Here is a 20,313-nt window from a genome sequence, read left to right as displayed (position 1 = left end):
AGTAATTGATATTAAAGCTGTGCGAAGCACCGACGAGCGGCATCCACCGTTTTCTGAATATCTTCTTTGCTGTGCGCCACAGACATAAAGCCAGCTTCAAAAGCAGATGGAGCCAGATAAATACCTTCTTCCAGCATCAAATGGAAGAAACGTTTGAAACGCTCAACATCGCAATTCATCACATCCTGATAGCAAGTCACAGTTTCAGCATCAGTAAAGAAAATGCCGAACATACCGCCGACATGGTTAACGACCAATGGGATATTTTCTACTTTAGCTGCGTGCAGCAGGCCGCTTGCCAGTGAATCGGTTAATTCGGTCAGGGTTTCATGGATACCCACCTGTGCAACTTCGGTCAGACAAGCAAAACCGGCAGCCATGGCAATTGGATTACCGGACAACGTACCCGCCTGATAAACCGGGCCAGTGGGTGCCAGTGCATCCATCACATCACGACGGCCACCGAAAGCACCTACTGGCATCCCGCCGCCGATGATTTTACCCAGACAAGTTAAGTCAGGGACGACATTGTAGTAATCTTGCGCACCAGCTAATGCCACACGGAAACCGGTCATAACCTCATCAATAATCAGCAGTGCTCCAAATTCGTCACACAGTGTACGCAGGCCGGGTAGGAACTCCGGTAGTGGCGGAACGCAGTTCATGTTACCGGCGACTGGCTCGACAATGATACAGGCAATATCTTGTGGATATTGTTCGAAAGCCTCACGTACTGAATCCAGATTGTTATAAGTGCAGGTCAGAGTGTGTTTAGCAAAATCAGCGGGTACGCCCGGAGAGTTTGGTTGCCCAAGAGTCAGAGCACCGGAACCGGCTTTGACCAGCAAGCAGTCGGCGTGACCATGGTAGCAGCCTTCAAATTTGATAATTTTATCGCGGCCAGTGAAACCACGGGCCAGACGAATCGCACTCATGGTCGCTTCAGTGCCGGAGTTGACCATTCGCACCATATCCATCGTTGGGACTAAATTGGTGACCAATTCAGCCATTTTGACCTCCATCTCCGTGGGGGCACCAAAGCTCAGGCCGCGCTCGACAGCTTCAATGACAGCTTGACGAATTGCCGGGTGATTATGCCCTAAGACCATTGGCCCCCAAGAGCCAACATAGTCAATATAAGCCTTGCCATCGACATCAAACAAATATGCGCCATCAGCACGTTCAATAAATAATGGGCTGCCACCAACGCCGGTGAATGCACGCACCGGAGAGTTAACCCCGCCTGGGATCAGCTCTTTTGCTTGGGCATACAGACTTTCGGATTTACTCATAAACGGCTCCTGAATTAGGCGATATTAACATTGGCAACATCAGCCTTGGCAATCAACAATGCTGCTTATTCTAAAGGACTGGCTGCGGTTATCAAATGATTGGGCATATTTAGCAGACAGCTTGCGCGGCATGCCGCAAAATTTGAGAAAAAGTCTTTTCTGAGCAAGATCATTTCATGGACATTTAATCAGGCACATTATTAATGTGTAAGCTAAACTCATATTGCTCATTTGTATTACTTATTATTTAACTGGCAAGCATACAAACCATGACTGATTCAACGCAAAATATACCCGATGAAGGCATTTCTGCAGTTAAACGTGGCCGTTTTATTCATGCATTAGTTAACCGCGATACAACACCCTTAGTTATTCTTATCATGGCCGCTGTCGTTGGGGCAGTCACCGGTTTGTTGGGGGTTGCATTTGATCTCGGTGTCGATTGGATCCAGCAAGCAAGGTTAGCGACCATTGCTAAGGTTGCTGATAATGCAATTTTAGTCTGGCCGCTGGCTTTTATTATGTCGGCACTATTGGCTATGTTGGGGTATTTTCTGGTACGCCGTTTTGCGCCCGAGGCGGGTGGCTCTGGGATACCCGAAATAGAAGGGGCAATGGAAGAAATGCGCCCCGTTCGCTGGTGGCGGGTCATTCCGGTCAAATTCATTGGTGGGCTTGGTACTCTCGGGGCTGGCATGGTGTTAGGCCGGGAGGGGCCAATGGTGCAAATGGGGGCGAACAGTGGGCGGATGATTGTCGACATCTTCCGTTTGCGCAGTTCAGAAGCACGTCATTCATTATTAGCGACCGGTGCAGCGGCGGGGCTTTCAGCCGCTTTTAATGCTCCATTGGCCGGAATTTTGTTTGTTATTGAAGAGATGCGTTCGCAGTTCCGCTATAGCTTAGTCTCCATCAAAGCGGTATTTGTGGGCGTCATCACTTCAACCATTGTTTACCGCTATTTTAATGGTGAGCGTGCGATTATTGATGTAGGAAAACTCAGTGATGTTCCACTGAATACCTTATGGCTCTATCTGTTGCTGGGCATTATTTTTGGTGCTGTGGGAGTGATGTTTAATGCGTCGATATTTCGTACACAAGATCTATTTATGCGTTTCCACGGCGGCGACTGGCGAAAATTGGTATTAATCGGTGGTCTGTTGGGGGGGATGTGCGGCTTACTGGCATTGATTCATGGTGAAGCAGTCGGCGGTGGTTTTGCCCTAATTCCCATTGCAGTCGCTGGTAATTTCAGTATTGGGATGTTGCTCTTTATTTTTATTGCGAGAGTCATTACCACGTTACTGTGTTTTGGCTCTGGTGCACCTGGTGGGATATTTGCCCCCATGTTGGCTTTGGGGACCATTCTGGGAACCGCTTTTGGCCTGTCCTGCGCGCATTTTTTCCCACAGTACAGTATTGATGCTGGCACTTTTGCTATTGCCGGAATGGGGGCGCTGTTTGCCGCCTCGGTACGTGCTCCATTAACCGGGATAGTGTTGGTGCTGGAAATGACCGATAATTATCAACTTATTTTGCCGATGATTGTGACTTGCTTGGGGGCGACCTTAATAGCGCAGTTTCTGGGGGGTAAGCCCTTGTATTCAGCTATTTTAGCCCGCACATTACAAAGACAAGAGCAGGCTGCAAAGGTAGCGGAACAACAGGCCGCAGTTGAAAGTGGCACTCAAACAGGTAGATAATATATAACATTAGGCCACAATACTTGAATGAATTACTCGGGTATTGGATAATCAAAAGATAGATCAGGCTGCCATTGTAGTAACCTGCACCTCGAACACCGGTTGGGAGTGATGAGTATGAGCGATGAAACAGTACTGCCCCTGCAGTTTACTGAGGCAGCGGCAAAAAAAGTGAAGCTGTTGATTTCTGATGAGGAAAATCCGAATCTGAAACTGCGGGTTTACATTACCGGTGGCGGATGCAGCGGGTTCCAGTATGGCTTTACTTTTGATGATCAGATCAACGACGGCGATATGACCATTGAAAAGCAAGGTGTTGAGCTGGTCGTGGATCCAATGAGCCTGCAATATTTGGTTGGTGGCGCAGTGGATTACACCGAAGGGCTGGAAGGCTCTCGCTTTATCGTGACTAACCCGAACGCGAAGAGTACTTGTGGGTGCGGTTCTTCTTTCAGCATCTAACCTACCCTCCAACCCTGATGCTACAGCTATGTTAGCGGCACTCATGCACCCGAACTACTTACTTGAGTAAGCTCATCGGGATTTGCTCGTTTGCGGCCTTGCTGTAATACCAATGTTTTGGGTATAGAATCACCGAATATTTTGATAAAAAAAACCGCAACTTTCATAGTCGTGGTTTTTTTTTATCTGAATATTACCATTCAACAGTAATCAATTGCGCCATCTGGTCGGCACTGGTTTTGCTAACATGTAGGCCATTTGATGCAATAAAAGAATGGCTGATTCTAGGTTCCGTAACCAATCCATTTCCTCTATGACACTGTATTTCTGGATAATTCATTTTTGGGTCATTCACTACGTGTTCATTTTTATTCGACAATTGTACCTGACAAGATGGCACGATAGTCAGATGTAAATCTATTGTGCCGCTTAGCCCCTGGGCTAGCGACGGGCTGGCAAGAAAGACCAGCCAAAACATCAACAAAAAACATTTCATAATTTATAACTGCATTTTTAGCTGCCACTATCTGGTTCAGGCAGCGATGACTCTAGGTATCCGACAATTATTTAAAAACTTGAAGATTTAATTCGTACTTATCTCCATGTTTCATTCTAATGAATAAAGCTTGTAAAGCCGGTGAGAGTCTACAAGCAAGGTATATTGTACAAAACACAGGCTTTTATTGGCAATCAGAATGATGAATAGTTATTAGTGCTCTATTTCAAATGTTGGTAGTTTTAAGCGCCAGCGAATAGCGGCAAGTCTGATACCCAAGGTTATCACCATGCCCAGCATCATTGCTTGTTGCAGCGGCATACCAAAAGTATAAAACGCTGTAGCATGCACAATACCGCCAATGATACAGGCAGTTGCATAGATTTCAGTACGCAGGATCATCGGAATCTCGCGTGCGAGTACATCACGGATAATCCCCCCTCCGACACCGGTTATAACCCCCATACAGATAGCAACTAGCGGGCTGGCACCCGCAGCAAAGGCTTTATTGACCCCGATACCCACGAATACCGCCAGACCAATGGCATCTAGCACGGGTAGAATCCATTTAGGCGTCCGCCGTGGTTGCCGTACCAGCAAGATAGTTGCCAGGCAAGTCACCATCGCGACCACTAAATCGGTGGGGTCTTTCACCCAAAATACAGGGCCATTGGCTAAGGCCATATCGCGAATTGTGCCGCCACCAACGGCAGTCACCACCCCCAAAACCAATACGCCAAAGGGGTCCATGCGCAACTTCCCCGCCAGCAATACACCAGAGATAGCAAATACCGCAGTACCTAAAATATCCAGCCAATAGACCAGCATTAATGTGACTCCGCCACAGGGGATGGAAGACTGGCCATTTGCTGGCACAGCTGTTTAGCGGCCAGCAGAATACGTGGGCCAGCACGATTAAACCAGTCCTCATTCAGGGTTATCACAGGAACAGTAAATTGGGGCCGCCAAAAGGCGTGGATATTATCTGTCTGGGACTTATCACCACTCACCACGATAACCTGCGGTTGGCGGGTCATGACTTGTTCACGACTGACTTGCGGCCAGGGAACTCGGCTACCAGCAAAAATATTTTCCCCACCGCAGAGAGAAACAACTTCACTCTGTAACGTATGTCCGGAACTGGTAAACAGCGGTTGAGTGCCAAATTGTAGGAAAGTGCGTAACGGCTGGTTGCGCGTATTCTGGCGACGTAACTCGGTAACCTCATGACGCAGCTGAACCGCCGCCTGGCGTGCTTGCTCTGGATGTGGGCTATATTGGGCCAATTTATCCAGATCATCTGCGATTTGATCAATATTCATCGGATCAGAATAGAAAATCGGGATACCAAAAGACGCTAATTGATCCAGCGGACGTTGTGGATTCCCTCCGCGCCAGGCGAGGATCAAATCAGGTTTTAATGCCAGAATACGCTCGACATTCACCCCTTGCCATGAGGCAACATGCTCCAGTTTTTTAGCGGCTTCTGGATAGTCAGAGTAAGCACTTACTGCAATCAGTTTATCGCCGAGTCCAGCAGCATAGGCCAATTCTGTGGTACTGGGTGATAAACTGATAACCCGCTCAGCCGCCAGTGAGGATGAGGTAAATAGGCTGAACAACAATAACATCGCTGCTTGAGGCAGGATTATTGCTGCTCGTGCCAAGAGGGTAATATTAAGCCGCATCATTAATCGCGATGAGCCAGTGTGGTTAACATTGCTTCAATCATTAATGTCGACTGCTGAGCGGCGACCACCAAAAACTCGTCAAAGCTCAGGTGAGATTCCTGATCGGCGACATCAGAAATAGCGCGAACGACAACAAAGGGGGTATTGAACAGGTGGCAAACATGGCCGATAGCCGCAGCTTCCATTTCAACAGCAGCAACGGTCGGGAAAGTAGCGCGAATGCGAGCCAGAGGAGCGGCGCCATTAATAAAAGCATCGCCACTGCAAATCAGGCCACGAACTGCATTTAAATTCAATTCTTTGATGCAACTTTCAGCCAGTTCAATCAGCTTAGGAGAAGCGCTGAAAGCCGCCGGACAGCCCGCCATCTGCCCAGGTTCATAGCCAAACGCAGTGACATCTGCGTCGTGATAGCGAACTTCAGTAGAAACCACAATATCGCCGACTTTTAGGCTAGGAGCCAAACCACCCGCCGAACCCGTATTGATAACAATATCTGGCTGATAATGCTCTAATAATAGAGTGGTGCCCATTGCCGCAGACACTTTACCGATACCGGATTTGAGCAGGGCGACATCTACGCCATTGAGTTGGCCGGTGTAAATCTCACAACCAGCACGAGCCAAAGTTTGGCGATTTTCAATTTTGTCACGCAGCAACGTAACTTCTTGCTCCATTGCACCAATAATTCCTACTTTCATATGGATACCTGCCGATTTTAAAGAATAGATTAATCTGTAATTATCAATGCACAGTTTATCAGGTAAGTGAGATAGTCGGGTAGTTCACCCAAGATAATGCGTAATGTGCCGCAGTTCATACCTAATCAATTGCATCTTCTTCCGAGAGTGGGTATCACTGTATTTAGATGAATGCTCAGGGGGCAACATGTCCGGGATTGACTTTAAACAGAAAATTAGTTTTCAACGGCCATTTGGTAAACCCAGTTCGGCTGAAGATGAATATGAGATTATCCGCGTTTTTGAAAGTGATCGCGGGCGGATTGTAAACTCCGCGGCTATTCGGCGTTTACAACAAAAAACACAAGTTTTCCCCTTGGAGCGCAATGCTGCTGTTCGCAGCCGTTTGACCCATTCACTGGAAGTTCAGCAGGTTGGCCGTTATATCGCCAAAGAGATCCTCAATCGCTTTAAGCAAGATAAAAAAATCAGTGCCTATGGGCTGGATAAGCTGCTTGATCCTTTTGAAAGTATTGTAGAAATGGCGTGTCTGATGCATGACATTGGTAACCCGCCTTTTGGGCATTTTGGCGAGTCAGCAATCAATAATTGGTTTACTAAACAAATGGATCCTAATGGCGGTGGTGCTGAGCCACGGGGCAAAGATCAATGTCGGGTTAATGTATTAAAGATACGAGAGGGGGAAACTGATCTCAATATTTTGCGTAGTAAAATTCGCCATGACTTGAGCCAGTTTGAGGGTAACGCGCAAGCAATTCGCTTGGTTTATAGCTTATTAAAGTTGAACCTCACCTATGCTCAGGTTGGCTGCATTCTTAAATATACCAAACCGGCTTATTGGTCAGGTGATATTCCTGCTTCCCATCATTATTTAATGAAGAAACCAGGGTTTTATCTCGCGGAAGAGGATTATGTTAAAGATTTACGTCGTGAACTCAATATGGGAGAGTTTAACCGTTTTCCGCTGACCTATATTATGGAAGCTGCGGATGATATTTCTTATTGTATTGCCGACTTGGAAGACGCGGTTGAAAAGAATATCTTCAGTGTTGAACAACTTTATGATCATATGATGCAAGAGTGGGGCAATGTTGCTCATGGCGATTTGTTTGATAAGGTGGTTGGCGGTGCATTTCGCCAATTAGGGCGCGGGCAAGGGCGGCGCAGTTCGGAAGACCAATTCTTTATGTATTTACGGGTTAATACCGTAGGGAAATTAGTTCCCCATGCAGCACAGCGTTTTATTGATAATCTTCCTGCTGTATTTGCAGGCTCGTTTAACCAAGCTTTATTAGAAGATTCCAGTGCGGCGTGTAAATTACTGCAAATATTTAAAAAAGTCGCCGTGAAACACGTATTCAACTACCCGGAAGTAGAACAGCTTGAATTACAAGGGTATAGAGTTATTAGTGGGTTGCTTGATATATATAGTCCGCTATTAGCTATGCCACAAGCAGCGTTTACACAATTAGTGGCAGAAGACAGCCATCGTCAGTACCCGATTGAGACCCGTTTGTTCCATAAATTGTCGACTAAACATCGTTTAGCTTATGTGGAGTCAGTCGAGCGGCTAAGCAATTTATCGCCAGAACAACATGAGATATATGAGTATTATTATCGTGCGCGTTTAATTCAAGATTATATCAGTGGTATGACAGATCTTTATGCTTATGATGAATATCGACGTTTAATGGCTGCGGAATAGTATGCAAAAAAATAAAATGTCCGTTTAATTAGCTGTAGTTTTGTAAAGACGGACAATATTTTTTACTTTTTCAATTATTGGCTCTCTGAACTTCATCCCCCATATTTAATCTTACTATGCAAGACGACTATATTCTTCTTACTTGAAATTGCTGTGGTGTTAGCGGTTCGCATTCACCCGATTAACTAAATTGAGTTAGATTATCGGGTTTGCCAGCATGACCCGCAGCAATATCAAAATTGATGGGATAAGTCTGTTATACACCATTTATTGACTCATTATTAATTGTATAGCGAGAACCAGAATACATGAAAAAAACAACTTTAGTGTTAAGTGCATTGGCATTGAGCATCGGTTTAGCCATGGGGCCGGTTTCTTCCGCCATTGCGGCAGAGACGGCTGCTTCCAGCAGCCAGCAGCTCCCTAGCCTGGCGCCAATGCTAGAGAAGGTAATGCCTTCAGTTGTGAGTATTAATGTGGAGGGGAGTGCCCTGGTCAGTAATGCCGGTGCTGGCGGCGTACCACCACAGTTCCAGCAATTCTTTGGTGATGACTCACCATTCTGCCAGGACGGTTCTCCGTTCCAAGGTTCGCCGATGTGTCAGGGGGGGCCTGGTAGTAAGGGGGGAGCCCCAAACAAGCAAGATTTCCGTGCACTGGGTTCAGGTGTAATTATTGATGCAGCTAAGGGTTATGTCGTAACGAATAACCATGTGGTTGATAATGCGACTAAAATCAATGTTAAGTTGAGCGACGGTCGCAGTTTTGATGCGAAAGTGATTGGTAAAGACCCACGTACTGATATTGCATTGTTACAGCTGAAAGATGCGAAAAACCTGACAGCGATTAAAATTGCCGATTCTGACCAACTGCGTGTCGGGGATTATACCGTCGCTATCGGTAACCCGTATGGCCTGGGTGAAACCGTCACTTCTGGTATTGTGTCGGCGTTGGGTCGTAGTGGTTTGAATGTGGAAAACTATGAAAACTTTATCCAGACTGATGCGGCAATTAACCGTGGTAATTCTGGTGGTGCACTGATCAACTTGAACGGTGAACTGATTGGGATCAACACGGCTATCCTGGCACCGGATGGTGGCAACATCGGTATCGGTTTCGCTATCCCAAGTAACATGGTGAAAAACCTGACCTCGCAGATGGTTGAATTTGGTCAGGTGAAACGTGGTGAGTTGGGTATCATGGGCACAGAATTGAATTCTGAGCTGGCGAAAGCTATGAATGTTGATGCTCAGAAAGGTGCCTTTATCAGCCAGGTGCTGCCAAAATCTGCTGCGGCCAAAGCAGGGATCAAGGCGGGTGATGTGATTGTTAGCATGAACGGCAAAGCCATTAACAGTTTCGCTGGCTTCCGTGCTGAAATTGGAACCCTGCCAGTCGGCAGCAAAATGACCTTGGGTCTGCTGCGTGAGGGTAAACCGGTCAATGTGGACGTCACATTAGAGCAGAGCAGCCAAACTCAGGTTGATTCCGGTAATCTCTACACCGGCATTGAAGGGGCGGAACTGAGCAACTCTGATGTGAATGGTAAGAAAGGCGTGAAAGTTGATAGTGTGAAACCTGGCACTGCTGCTGCGCGTATCGGCCTGAAAAAAGGCGATATCATCATGGGTGTAAACCAGCAACCGGTTCAGAATCTGGGTGAGCTGCGTAAAATCCTTGATACCAAACCATCGGTATTAGCGCTGAGTATTCAGCGTGGTGATACTTCACTTTATTTGTTGATGCAGTAATCGTCACTGATACAGTAACCGGTGTTTATATAGAAAAAGTATAAATACCGTAACAAAGGGCACAGCCGTTTATCGCTGTGCCCTTTTTATTTATGTCCGATGCCGCGTTGATATCAGGCTGCACCCAAATAATTTCGGGCAGCATAGCGAACGTTATCTATCTCATCTAATAATTCAAGCCACTCAGGCTGCAAATCTTGCAACTCAGTTTGTTGGCGTAATTGTTGTTCAATCGTCATACATAATTGCCGCAACCGTGGCACACCGCTACATGCACAACTGCCATGAAACTTATGAATCAGATTCAGAATATCATCATCTTGAGCACCGGCCAGAATCGCCTGTACGCGCTCGGCCACTTGCGGGGTGAACTCTAACAACATGGTTAAAAGGTCTTTGGCCAGCGTTTCTTTATTTGCTGCTTGTCTCACAGCCAATGGCCAGTCTATTGACCCCTGACATTCCGATGGAGGAATAGATTGAATGTCAGTTTCTACCCTGATTTCTGATTTATAATCAAATTGATAGCGTGAAATTGCTTGTATTAGCCGAGCTTCATCAATGGGTTTTGCCAGATAATCTGCCATCCCCAATTTTAATAATTGCTCTTGCTGCCCACGGACGGCATGAGCAGTGACGGCAATGATCGGCGTGTCTTGGTGATGTGACATCTGATGAATCACTTCACTGGCACGAATGCCGTCGATTTCCGGCATTTGGATATCCATTAAAATGATGTCCAACGTATTTTCACGGGCGTAGGTTATGGCTTTTGCTCCGCTGTCACATAACACGGTTTCTTCAACCAGTTCTTCCAGTAAGGTCCCTATTAATTTCAAGTTAGCCGGGTTGTCGTCCACGGCCATGACTTTAAATGGCAATTTTGGCAATTTACTGGGCTGTTCTGTCACGGCTAATTCGCTAAGAGGTTCTTCGCATAGTAATAAAGGAATCAATCGATTAGATGATAATGGTTTGATCAGGCAGGCCTTGGCACCAATTTGTTTAAGTTGCTCAGCTTCCACTTGTGACTGACTTGGCAATGCTAGAATGACTCGCTCAGCAATTTTCAGTGCAGCCACCAATTTATCCTGATGAACTGCCATATTATTGCGGAATGGAATGGGCACACCAACTAGCAGGAAATCATAATGTTGTAACGGCAATTGCGCTAATGTTTGGCTATGAGTGACCTGCAAAGGCGTAATGCTGAGAATATCCAGTGTTGCTCTTGCCGCAGTGGCATTGCGTTCAATATAGGCCAGCGTTTTCCCTTCCAGATACGACATATCGGGATGACGATAGGGAATGGCTTCATTGAGATCCAGGGTGAGATGGAACCTGAAAGTCGAACCCCGATCAACCTGGCTGTGGAAGCTAATATCGCCACCCATTTCTTTCACCAATCTTTCGGTGATAACCAACCCAAGCCCGGTTCCCCCATGCCGACGTGAAATACTGGCATCAGCCTGACGAAAAGCCTGGAATAACTGGGTTTGCTGAGATTCAGAAATACCAATGCCGGTATCGTGAATTTCTACCACCAAGGTCACTTGTTGCGGAGTTTTTGCCTGGGTGGCCACCAGAATATCGATATTGCCCTGTTCGGTGAATTTAATCGCATTACCCAGCAAATTGGTGACTATTTGCTGTAAACGCATGGCATCACCAATCACTTGCTCCGGAACATCATTATTAACATGAAGGGTCAGCTCCAGACCTTTTTCATGGGCGGTATGTGCCAACAGAATAATGACTTCATCCAACGCACCACGCAGTGGGAATGGAATATGTTCAAGAACCAATTTTTCGGCTTCCAACTTAGAGAAGTCCAGTACATCATTAATGATGCATAACAGATTGTTGGCTGAGCGCTGGATGGTTTGTAGATAATCAGTTTGTGTCGGTGTCAGCGATGTTTTCAGTGTTTGACGGGTAAAGCCAATCACCCCATTCAGCGGGGTTCGTAGCTCATGAGACATATTAGCCAGAAATTCAGATTTAATCCGCGCGGCTTCCTGCGCACGTTTTTTCGCCAGCCCCAACTCAACGTTTTGGATTTCCATCTGTTCCAACGTTTCACGCAAATCTGACGTGGCTTGATCAATATTTTGTTGCATCTCTTCGTGATAGGCCGCCAGTGACATGGCCATTGAGTTGATGCCATTCTTCAGAATATTTAGCTCCCCGAGCATTTGCCCTTCAACTCGGCTGTCTAATTGCCCGCGGCGAATGCGGTCAACGGTATTCACCATGTTACGGATGGGGCCAGTGACATCACGCATCAGCCGATAAGCAAACAAAATTGCCACACACATGCAGAACAGCAGCAACAGAGTCGAAATAAAGATTTCTTTATATTGCTGCAAGCGAACTGATTGTAAATCCAAATCCATGGCGATATAGCCCAATGGCTGATTGGTGATATCGGAATCGGAAGTTCGATCACTGGATAGGTTGGATTCTGACACAATGGGCATCCGCAAAATCAGAGAATCACCGCGATAGGAAAGCATCAGTGAGGTGGGAATAGGGGTGCCTTTAGGCAATCTTAATTGTGAGGAATTGTAATTATAGTTAGATGTAACAAAAAGATGGTTATCTGCGTCAAAAACAGAAATTGACCGAACAATACTCGAATGACGGCGATGAAGTAGATTAATTAACTGCCGAACAGTATCGCGGTTGCGAAAGGTCATTCCATATTCGCTGGCCACCGCTAGCGGTTCAATAATATTCGTGCCGGCGTTAACCAGTTGTTTTTGCAACTCATTGTAACGATTGACCATAAAAGACGTGCTGAGTAACAGCCCAAGAAGCAGCGTGGGGGCCAAGATTAAAATCATCATGCGCGCGCGAAGACTGTATTTGGTCATGGTATTCCAATGTGGGAGAATCAGCAGCTTACAAAACCGATGTTTGATCAATCAACATGGCGTAATTCTACTCTCCAAACCGGCGTGTGACGACCAAACAAACGCTAACTGTGACAGTAAACTTGCTCGACCCGTTGAGTCAGAGGGTTGCGTACCACCAAGGCAAAGCTATCTTTATCCTTGGCGTTTTGCCCTGAGGGGAAATTGAAAATGTTACCGGTGGCGAGCGAGATGAGGTTGCCATCTATCTGGCTGGCGGTAATCATAGTCTGAAAAACTTATCGGTGCGGAACCCTATTACCCGATTTGGGGTCTATGTTTAGCGTTTCATTCGCAAGATTTGACTCAAGTCAATGAGGCGTTTTAACCAGTAAATGGTGGGGTAGGTTATAGCATGGCTGGATGTGCAGCCCGATGAGCTGAGGTTGGATTTACTCTGCGATAGGGATAATTTTATCTTTTCATTAGCAAAATTTACCCGCGAAGAGGTCGGTGTGGAAGGAGTTGCGGCGTGAGTAGCGAATGGGCAGTATAATGCATTGAATAACGCGTTGCCCAATGGGTCTTTTTTTCATGAAAATTTGGAATCCGACATCAATTGTCAGCCGTGGGCAACACACGTATTCGATAAAATATAGTTAGATCTCGCACGGATGCTGCTGGGGTCATGTCACATATAATTAAATACTAGTTAAACACATAATAGTTAAAAATATTTAGTTAAACTGGCGTCAATGCGGGTGGTGTATATTTCGTGTCATTCCACCACGCTGGCACGAAATAATCAGGTGTTATTAGCCGCCGGTTACCGTCTTGCTCAGGTGCGAATGTTAGATATGTTTCCCCACACCGGGCATCTTGAATCTATGGCGCTGTTGATGCAGGAGCCAGGGGTCGCAAAGTAGGGAGAAGTTATGGTTGCGGTACGAAGTGCACATTTGAATCCAGCGGGCGAGTTTGCTCTCGACGATTGGATAGCCAGTTTGGGACTTTCTAATCCGCAGTCAGGTGAGCGATTAGCCGAGACTTGGCGCTACTGTGAGCAGCAGACGCAAAACCACCCCAATGCATCGCTATTGCTGTGGCGCGGCCTTGAAATGGTTGAGATTCTTTCCACCCTGAGCATGGATAACGACAGTATGCGCGCAGCGCTGCTGTTCCCGCTGGTGGATGCCAATGTGGTGGATGAAGCCACATTGACCGAACAATTCGGTAAAAGTATTACTTATTTGGTGCATGGTGTACGTGATATGGATGCCATCCGCCAGTTAAAAGCCACCCACAATGATTCCATGAGCTCTGAGCAAGTGGATAATGTGCGCCGTATGTTATTGGCGATGGTGGAAGATTTCCGCTGTGTCGTCATCAAGTTGGCAGAGCGTATTGCGCATCTGCGCGAAGTGAAGGATGCGCCGGAAGATGAGCGCGTACTGGCGGCCAAAGAGTGTTCCAATATTTATGCGCCACTGGCTAACCGCCTGGGTATTGGCCAGATCAAGTGGGAGTTGGAAGACTTCTGCTTCCGCTATCTGCACCCTGATGAATATAAGCAAATCGCCAAATTACTCCACGAGCGTCGTATTGATCGTGAGCAATTCATTGATGACTTTGTAGCTTCATTGCACGCAGCCATGGCGGCAGAGGGTATCAAAGCCGACATTTATGGTCGCCCCAAGCACATTTATAGCATCTGGCGCAAAATGCAGAAGAAGTCGCTGGCTTTCGATGAACTGTTTGATGTGCGCGCAGTGCGGGTGGTGGTGGAGCGCTTGCAGGATTGCTATGCCGCGCTTGGCATTGTTCATACCCATTTCCGTCATTTACCTGACGAATTTGACGACTACGTTGCCAACCCTAAACCCAATGGTTATCAATCGATCCATACGGTAGTACTGGGGCCGCGTGGTAAAACGCTTGAAATTCAAATTCGTACCCGTCAGATGCATGAAGATGCCGAATTGGGCGTTGCTGCGCACTGGAAGTATAAAGAGGGCGCGGTAGTCGCAGGTCGCTCTGGTTATGAAGGGCGGATTGCCTGGTTGCGTAAATTGATTGCCTGGCAGGAAGAAATGGCGGATTCCGGCGAAATGCTGGATGAAGTGCGCAGTCAGGTATTTGACGATCGCGTATATGTGTTCACGCCGAAAGGCGATGTCATTGATTTACCTGCCGGTTCTACACCGCTGGACTTTGCTTACCATATCCACAGTGATGTCGGTCACCGCTGTATTGGGGCCAAAATCAGTGGCCGGATAGTGCCGTTTACTTACCAGTTACAGATGGGTGATCAGATTGAAATTATCACTCAGAAGCAGCCTAACCCAAGCCGTGACTGGCTGAATCCTAACCTCGGCTATGTCACGACCAGCCGCGGGCGTTCTAAGATTCATAACTGGTTTAGAAAACAAGATAGAGACAAGAATATTCTTGCCGGCCGGCAGATGTTGGACGACGAGCTGGAGCACCTGGATATCAGCTTGAAAGAGGCTGAGAAGCTGCTGGTTCCGCGCTATAACATGAATTCTATGGATGAAGTGTTAGCTGCCATTGGTGGCGGTGATATTCGTCTGAATCAGATGGTCAATTTCCTACAAGGAAAATTGAATAAGCCGACGGCAGAAGAGGCGGATTTAGAGGCTTTACGCCATCTGAATAATAAACATCAGCCAGCGCCGCGTAATGCCAGCAAAGACAGCGGGCGCATTGTGGTCGAAGGCGTCGGTAATCTGATGCACCATATTGCTCGCTGCTGCCAGCCTATTCCGGGTGATGAAATTGTCGGTTTTATTACCCAAGGGCGGGGGATATCCATTCACCGTGCTGATTGTGAGCAGTTAGCTGAATTACAATCCCATGCGCCTGAGCGGATTGTTGATGCGGTTTGGGGCGAAAGCTATTCCAGTGGCTATTCGCTGGTGGTGCGAGTCACGGCCAATGATCGCAGTGGTTTGCTGCGTGATATCACCACCATTTTGGCAAACGAAAAAGTCAATGTGCTGGGCGTTGCCAGCCGTAGCGATACCAAAAAGATGGTAGCGACCATCGATATGGATATCGAGATCTACAACTTGCAGGTGCTGGGTAGAGTATTAGCCAAGCTGAATCAGTTGCCGGATGTTATTGACGCCCGTCGGCTACACGGCAATTAGTTTTTTTGATCTGGACGGCTACTGCGCTTTGGCATATTGATATTGGGCAGTGCTCGCCCTCCTCATGTACTACGTGTACATTCCGGGGGCTGTGCGCTGGCCGCAATCAATCCGCCTGCGCTCGCGACGCCTCAAATTTTTTTAAAAAAAGTGAATAAATTCAGATGACCCAATCAGTGACTTCCCCTGGTACCACCGCTTTAGCGCTACAACGTTTGCTGGATATTATGCGCACCTTGCGTGACCCCGAGCACGGCTGTCCGTGGGATCGTAAGCAGACTTTTGACACTATTGCACCCTACACGCTAGAAGAAACTTATGAAGTACTTGACGCGATTCAGCGAAAGGATTTCGACGATCTTCGCGACGAATTGGGTGATTTACTGTTTCAGGTGGTGTTTTATGCGCAGATGGGGCAGGAGCAAGGGCTATTTGCCTTTGATGATGTTTGTCATGCCATCAGCGATAAATTAGTGCGCCGCCATCCACATGTGTTCCCTGATGCGCCGCAAAATGATTCAGACGCTATAATTAGCAGTGATACAGCATTGGCAGGGTGGGAGTCGCGTAAAGCCGAGGAACGGGCGCAGAAAGCGCTGTATTCGGCATTGGATGATATCCCTGACGCCCTGCCCGCTTTGATGAAAGCACATAAAATCCAAAAACGCTGTGCATCTGTGGGTTTCGATTGGGACACTCTTGGGCCAGTGCTCGATAAAGTCTACGAAGAGATCGATGAAGTGATGTTCGAAGCTCGGCAAGCTGTGGTGGATGAAGAAAAGTTGGGTGAGGAAATTGGCGATTTACTGTTTGCCACCGTTAATTTATCTCGCCATTTAGGGCATAAAGCTGAAAACGCCTTACAGGCGGCCAATCGCAAGTTTGAACGTCGTTTTCGTCAGGTAGAACAAATAGTTACAGCGTCAGGTAAAACCATGGAGAGCGCGACACTGGATGAAATGGAATCTGCCTGGCAGCAAGTTAAACAGCAAGAAACTGAAATGTAAGATGTTTTAATTCATTTAGTGAATGGTTGTTGAATTTTAATTGCGTTAATATATTGAATTATAACGGATAGCAAGACGATAATTCGCTCGATAAAAACGGCAAAAATGGCCACTCGTGCGGAGAGTGTTTGTAGCGAAACCAAGGTTCGGGTATACTACTTTCCCGTCTTGGTTCTTCCATCGTCTTTAAACCTAAACTCTCAGGTTCAGCATGACAACTAATTATATTTTTGTGACCGGCGGGGTCGTATCCTCTCTGGGTAAAGGCATTGCCGCAGCCTCTCTGGCGGCTATACTTGAAGCCCGTGGCCTCAACGTTACCATCATGAAACTGGACCCGTATATCAACGTGGATCCGGGCACCATGAGCCCGACTCAACACGGGGAAGTTTTTGTCACCGAAGATGGTGCTGAAACCGATCTGGATTTAGGACATTACGAGCGCTTCATTCGCACTAAAATGACTCGCCGTAACAACTTCACCACTGGCCGTATTTACTCTGAAGTTCTGCGCAAAGAACGCCGCGGCGACTATCTGGGTGCCACTATTCAGGTTATTCCTCATATCACCAATGCCATCAAAGAACGCATCATCGAAGGCGGCGAAGGCCACGATGTTGTCTTGGTTGAGATTGGCGGCACTGTAGGTGATATCGAATCCTTGCCATTCCTGGAAGCTATTCGTCAGATGGCGGTTGATGTTGGTCGCGAGCATACGCTTTACATGCACCTGACGTTGGTTCCTTACCTGGCCGCTGCGGGCGAAGTGAAAACTAAGCCAACGCAACATTCGGTAAAAGAGCTGCTTTCTATTGGTATTCAGCCAGATGTGCTGATTTGCCGTTCTGACCGCGCGGTTCCTGCTAATGAACGAGCTAAAATTGCATTATTCTGTAATGTGCCAGAAAAAGCGGTTATCTCACTAAAAGATGTTGATTCCATTTATAAAATCCCAGGGCTATTGAAATCACAGGGCCTTGACGATTATATTTGTAAACGATTCAGCTTAACTTGTCCTGAAGCAAATCTCGCAGAATGGGAACAGGTATTATACGAAGAGTCGAATCCAGGTGGCGAAGTGACCATTGGGATGGTCGGCAAATATGTAGAACTGCCGGATGCCTATAAATCTGTGATTGAAGCTTTGAAGCACGGCGGGCTGAAAAATCGTCTGACAGTGAATATCAAGCTAATTGATTCACAGGATGTTGAGACGCGCGGCGAAGAGATGCTGAAAGGATTAGATGCTATCCTCATTCCTGGCGGCTTCGGCTACCGTGGTGTGGAAGGCAAAGTTCTGGCCGCACGTTATGCTCGTGAACACAATATTCCTTATCTGGGCATTTGCCTGGGTATGCAGGTTGCACTGATGGAGTTTGCCCGCAATGTTGCGGGGATGGAAAACGCGAACTCCACAGAATTTGTGCCAGACTGTAAGTATCCGGTGGTTGCATTAATCACCGAATGGCGTGATGAAGACGGCAACGTTGAAGTACGCACGGAAGAGAGCGATTTGGGCGGTACCATGCGTGTGGGTGGGCAACAGTGCCACCTGACCGAAGGTAGCCTGGTACGTCAGATGTATGGCGAACCTACCATCGTTGAGCGTCATCGTCATCGTTATGAAGTCAACAACATGTTGTTGAAGCAGATTGAAGCCGCCGGGCTACGCATAGCAGGGCGTTCTGCGGATAACAAACTGGTGGAAATTATCGAGTTGCCAAATCATCCGTGGTTTGTCGCTTGTCAGTTCCACCCAGAATTTACTTCGACGCCACGTGATGGTCACCCGTTGTTCGCCGGCTTTGTGAAAGCGGCTGGTGAGTATCAGAAGCGCCAGGTGAAATAAAATATTTGGTAGAAGGGGCGGCAGCGATGTCGCCCCCTCTGTCTGGAGTTTTAGTTTAACTTGTACTGAGGAAAATCTAATGTCCAAAATCGTTAAAGTCATCGGTCGCGAAATCATCGACTCCCGTGGTAACCCAACTGTAGAAGCTGAAGTTCATCTGGAAGGCGGTTTTGTTGGTTTGGCTGCGGCACCATCAGGTGCATCTACCGGTTCCCGTGAAGCACTGGAACTGCGTGACGGTGACAAATCCCGTTTCCTGGGCAAAGGCGTTCTGAAAGCCGTTGCAGCAGTAAATGGCCCAATTGCTCAGGCAGTTATCGGTAAAGATGCTAAAGACCAGGCTAACATCGATAAAATCATGATCGATTTGGATGGGACTGAGAACAAGTCACAGTTTGGTGCTAACGCCATCCTGGCTGTTTCTCTGGCAGCGGCTAAAGCAGCAGCAGCATCTAAAGGCATGCCTTTGTACGAGCATATTGCTGAACTGAATGGCACCCCAGGCAAGTTCTCTATGCCATTGCCTATGATGAACATCATCAACGGTGGCGAGCATGCTGATAACAACGTTGATATTCAAGAGTTTATGATTCAACCAGTTGGCGCTAAAACTCTGAAAGAAGCCGTTCGCATCGGTTCTGAAGTGTTCCATACTTTGGCTAAAGTTTTGAAATCCAAAGGTATGAGCACTGCAGTAGGCGACGAAGGTGGCTATGCACCGAACTTGGGTTCTAACGCCGAAGCACTGGCCGTTATCGCTGAAGCGGTAAAACTGGCTGGCTACGAGTTGGGCAAAGACGTCACTCTGGCGATGGACTGTGCTGCATCTGAGTTCTATAAAGATGGCAAATATGTTCTGGCTGGCGAAGGCAACAAAGCTTTCACTTCTGAAGAGTTCACTCACTTCCTGGAAGACCTGACCAAACAGTACCCAATCGTATCTATCGAAGACGGTCTGGACGAATCTGACTGGGCTGGCTTCAAATACCAGACCGAAGTCCTGGGTGACAAAATCCAGTTGGTTGGTGATGATCTGTTCGTAACCAACACCAAGATCCTGAAAGAAGGTATCGAGAAAGGTGTTGCTAACTCTATCCTGATTAAATTCAACCAGATCGGTTCTCTGACCGAAACTCTGGCTGCTATCAAGATGGCGAAAGATGCAGGTTACACCGCGGTTATCTCTCACCGTTCAGGCGAAACCGAAGATGCTACCATTGCCGATCTGGCAGTAGGTACCGCAGCAGGCCAGATCAAAACGGGTTCTATGAGCCGTTCTGACCGTGTTGCTAAATACAACCAACTGATCCGTATTGAAGAAGCGCTGGGCGACCGCGCACCATTCAACGGTCTGAAAGAAGTAAAAGGCCAGTAATTACTGCGCTTTAGCTTTAATTAAAGTTGATTGAAAAACCCGCTTCGGCGCTGAGGGATCCCCACTAATTCAGCGCTAATAAACCAACACCATACTTCGGTAGGTTTTGGCGAGGTGATTAAGAACTGCATCCAGTGCTGTTCGCGTTAAAATTAGCGGAGAGTGTCGCAAGATATTCTCCGCTAATGTCAGATAAGATATAACCCGTCGTGACTTAAGGCTGTTAGCCTGATACCTCAGATGTAACCCTTTATTT

16 protein-coding genes and 1 pseudogene are annotated in these 20,313 nt (G+C 47.2%); 9 read left to right on the top strand and 8 right to left on the bottom strand.

Annotation, left to right across the window (positions count from 1 at the left end; translation table 11 throughout):
- Positions 1–11: 11 nt before the first annotated feature.
- On the bottom strand, positions 12–1,292 hold the full coding sequence (hemL, locus tag OVO64_RS12790) for a glutamate-1-semialdehyde 2,1-aminomutase (protein WP_038636185.1): 1,281 nt from the start codon (positions 1,290–1,292) through the stop codon (positions 12–14).
- A gap of 269 nt (positions 1,293–1,561) precedes the next feature.
- Between hemL and clcA the strand changes: the two genes are divergently transcribed.
- Both clcA and erpA read left to right on the top strand, forming a co-directional pair.
- Positions 1,562–2,995: a H(+)/Cl(-) exchange transporter ClcA gene (gene clcA, locus OVO64_RS12785; RefSeq protein WP_038636182.1), complete on the top strand. Its 1,434-nt coding sequence runs from the start codon at positions 1,562–1,564 to the stop codon at positions 2,993–2,995.
- Between the two features lie 117 nt (positions 2,996–3,112).
- Positions 3,113–3,457, top strand: coding sequence for an iron-sulfur cluster insertion protein ErpA (erpA, locus tag OVO64_RS12780; protein WP_004706254.1), 345 nt, complete (start codon positions 3,113–3,115; stop codon positions 3,455–3,457).
- Between the two features lie 193 nt (positions 3,458–3,650).
- On the opposite strand, the gene OVO64_RS12775 is transcribed toward erpA, so the two are convergent.
- From OVO64_RS12775 to mtnN, 4 genes are all read right to left on the bottom strand, one after another.
- Complete coding sequence (locus OVO64_RS12775) at positions 3,651–3,953, bottom strand: hypothetical protein (protein WP_071841739.1); 303 nt, start codon at positions 3,951–3,953, stop codon at positions 3,651–3,653.
- A gap of 213 nt (positions 3,954–4,166) precedes the next feature.
- A complete protein-coding gene (locus OVO64_RS12770) occupies positions 4,167–4,781 on the bottom strand; it encodes a TRIC cation channel family protein (RefSeq protein ID WP_019211026.1) in 615 nt (204 codons plus the stop codon).
- Positions 4,781–5,644 carry a vitamin B12 ABC transporter substrate-binding protein BtuF gene (btuF, locus tag OVO64_RS12765; RefSeq protein WP_038636177.1) on the bottom strand — a complete coding sequence of 288 codons (864 nt, stop codon included), beginning with the start codon at positions 5,642–5,644 and terminating at the stop codon, positions 4,781–4,783. Before btuF ends, OVO64_RS12770 begins: the two co-directional genes overlap by 1 nt.
- Entirely contained in the window at positions 5,644–6,345 is a 702-nt protein-coding gene (mtnN, locus tag OVO64_RS12760; protein WP_038636174.1) for a 5'-methylthioadenosine/S-adenosylhomocysteine nucleosidase, read from the bottom strand. Before mtnN ends, btuF begins: the two co-directional genes overlap by 1 nt.
- Positions 6,346–6,532: 187 nt before the next feature.
- Between mtnN and dgt the strand changes: the two genes are divergently transcribed.
- Together dgt and degP are read left to right on the top strand one after the other, a co-directional pair.
- Positions 6,533–8,050, top strand: a complete 1,518-nt coding sequence (gene dgt, locus OVO64_RS12755; RefSeq protein WP_038636172.1) for a dGTPase — start codon at positions 6,533–6,535, stop codon at positions 8,048–8,050.
- Between the two features lie 308 nt (positions 8,051–8,358).
- Positions 8,359–9,801, top strand: coding sequence for a serine endoprotease DegP (degP, locus tag OVO64_RS12750; protein WP_267248812.1), 1,443 nt, complete (start codon positions 8,359–8,361; stop codon positions 9,799–9,801).
- 113 nt (positions 9,802–9,914) lie between these two features.
- Here the strand turns inward: degP and barA are convergent, their stop codons facing one another.
- Both barA and OVO64_RS20640 read right to left on the bottom strand, forming a co-directional pair.
- Positions 9,915–12,677, bottom strand: a complete 2,763-nt coding sequence (gene barA, locus OVO64_RS12745) for a two-component sensor histidine kinase BarA (protein WP_267248811.1) — start codon at positions 12,675–12,677, stop codon at positions 9,915–9,917.
- A gap of 104 nt (positions 12,678–12,781) precedes the next feature.
- Complete coding sequence (locus tag OVO64_RS20640; protein WP_390613897.1) at positions 12,782–12,943, bottom strand: hypothetical protein; 162 nt, start codon at positions 12,941–12,943, stop codon at positions 12,782–12,784.
- Between the two features lie 474 nt (positions 12,944–13,417).
- On the opposite strand from OVO64_RS20640, the gene OVO64_RS12735 reads away from it, so the two are divergent.
- The 5 genes from OVO64_RS12735 (at position 13,418) to eno (ending at position 20,057) form a co-directional block, all read left to right on the top strand.
- Complete coding sequence (locus OVO64_RS12735; RefSeq protein WP_230852369.1) at positions 13,418–13,582, top strand: hypothetical protein; 165 nt, start codon at positions 13,418–13,420, stop codon at positions 13,580–13,582.
- 9 nt (positions 13,583–13,591) lie between these two features.
- Positions 13,592–15,826 (top strand): GTP diphosphokinase, encoded by a 2,235-nt coding sequence (gene relA / locus OVO64_RS12730; protein ID WP_145509581.1) that lies wholly within the window; start codon positions 13,592–13,594, stop codon positions 15,824–15,826.
- 164 nt (positions 15,827–15,990) lie between these two features.
- Positions 15,991–16,833, top strand: a complete 843-nt coding sequence (gene mazG, locus OVO64_RS12725; RefSeq protein WP_038636159.1) for a nucleoside triphosphate pyrophosphohydrolase — start codon at positions 15,991–15,993, stop codon at positions 16,831–16,833.
- 211 nt (positions 16,834–17,044) lie between these two features.
- Positions 17,045–18,682: a glutamine hydrolyzing CTP synthase gene (pyrG, locus tag OVO64_RS12720; protein WP_038636156.1), complete on the top strand. Its 1,638-nt coding sequence runs from the start codon at positions 17,045–17,047 to the stop codon at positions 18,680–18,682.
- Between the two features lie 79 nt (positions 18,683–18,761).
- Entirely contained in the window at positions 18,762–20,057 is a 1,296-nt protein-coding gene (eno, locus tag OVO64_RS12715) for a phosphopyruvate hydratase (protein ID WP_038636153.1), read from the top strand.
- A gap of 75 nt (positions 20,058–20,132) precedes the next feature.
- On the opposite strand, the pseudogene OVO64_RS12710 reads toward eno, so the two are convergent.
- Positions 20,133–20,313, bottom strand: a pseudogene (locus tag OVO64_RS12710) (IS4/IS5 family transposase); the annotation flags it as partial.

Origin of the sequence: Yersinia sp. Marseille-Q5920, assembly GCF_946902935.1 — a bacterium.
Classification (GTDB): Bacteria; Pseudomonadota; Gammaproteobacteria; order Enterobacterales; family Enterobacteriaceae; genus Yersinia; species Yersinia rochesterensis.
The sequence above is the reverse complement of the archived record's forward strand: the minus strand, read 5'-3'. Positions and strand labels throughout refer to the sequence as shown.

Bases quoted from the DNA above. Each gene is read 5' to 3' on its own strand.
- btuF (WP_038636177.1), bottom strand. From the start codon at position 5,644: ATGATGCGGCTTAATATTACCCTCTTGGCACGAGCAGCAATAATCCTG.
- mtnN (WP_038636174.1), bottom strand. From the start codon at position 6,345: ATGAAAGTAGGAATTATTGGTGCAATGGAGCAAGAAGTTACGTTGCTG.
- degP (WP_267248812.1), top strand. From the start codon at position 8,359: ATGAAAAAAACAACTTTAGTGTTAAGTGCATTGGCATTGAGCATCGGT.
- barA (WP_267248811.1), bottom strand. From the start codon at position 12,677: ATGACCAAATACAGTCTTCGCGCGCGCATGATGATTTTAATCTTGGCC.
- mazG (WP_038636159.1), top strand. From the start codon at position 15,991: ATGACCCAATCAGTGACTTCCCCTGGTACCACCGCTTTAGCGCTACAA.
- erpA (WP_004706254.1), top strand. From the start codon at position 3,113: ATGAGCGATGAAACAGTACTGCCCCTGCAGTTTACTGAGGCAGCGGCA.
- relA (WP_145509581.1), top strand. From the start codon at position 13,592: ATGGTTGCGGTACGAAGTGCACATTTGAATCCAGCGGGCGAGTTTGCT.
- OVO64_RS20640 (WP_390613897.1), bottom strand. From the start codon at position 12,943: ATGATTACCGCCAGCCAGATAGATGGCAACCTCATCTCGCTCGCCACC.
- eno (WP_038636153.1), top strand. From the start codon at position 18,762: ATGTCCAAAATCGTTAAAGTCATCGGTCGCGAAATCATCGACTCCCGT.
- clcA (WP_038636182.1), top strand. From the start codon at position 1,562: ATGACTGATTCAACGCAAAATATACCCGATGAAGGCATTTCTGCAGTT.
- dgt (WP_038636172.1), top strand. From the start codon at position 6,533: ATGTCCGGGATTGACTTTAAACAGAAAATTAGTTTTCAACGGCCATTT.
- pyrG (WP_038636156.1), top strand. From the start codon at position 17,045: ATGACAACTAATTATATTTTTGTGACCGGCGGGGTCGTATCCTCTCTG.
- OVO64_RS12775 (WP_071841739.1), bottom strand. From the start codon at position 3,953: ATGAAATGTTTTTTGTTGATGTTTTGGCTGGTCTTTCTTGCCAGCCCG.
- OVO64_RS12770 (WP_019211026.1), bottom strand. From the start codon at position 4,781: ATGCTGGTCTATTGGCTGGATATTTTAGGTACTGCGGTATTTGCTATC.
- hemL (WP_038636185.1), bottom strand. From the start codon at position 1,292: ATGAGTAAATCCGAAAGTCTGTATGCCCAAGCAAAAGAGCTGATCCCA.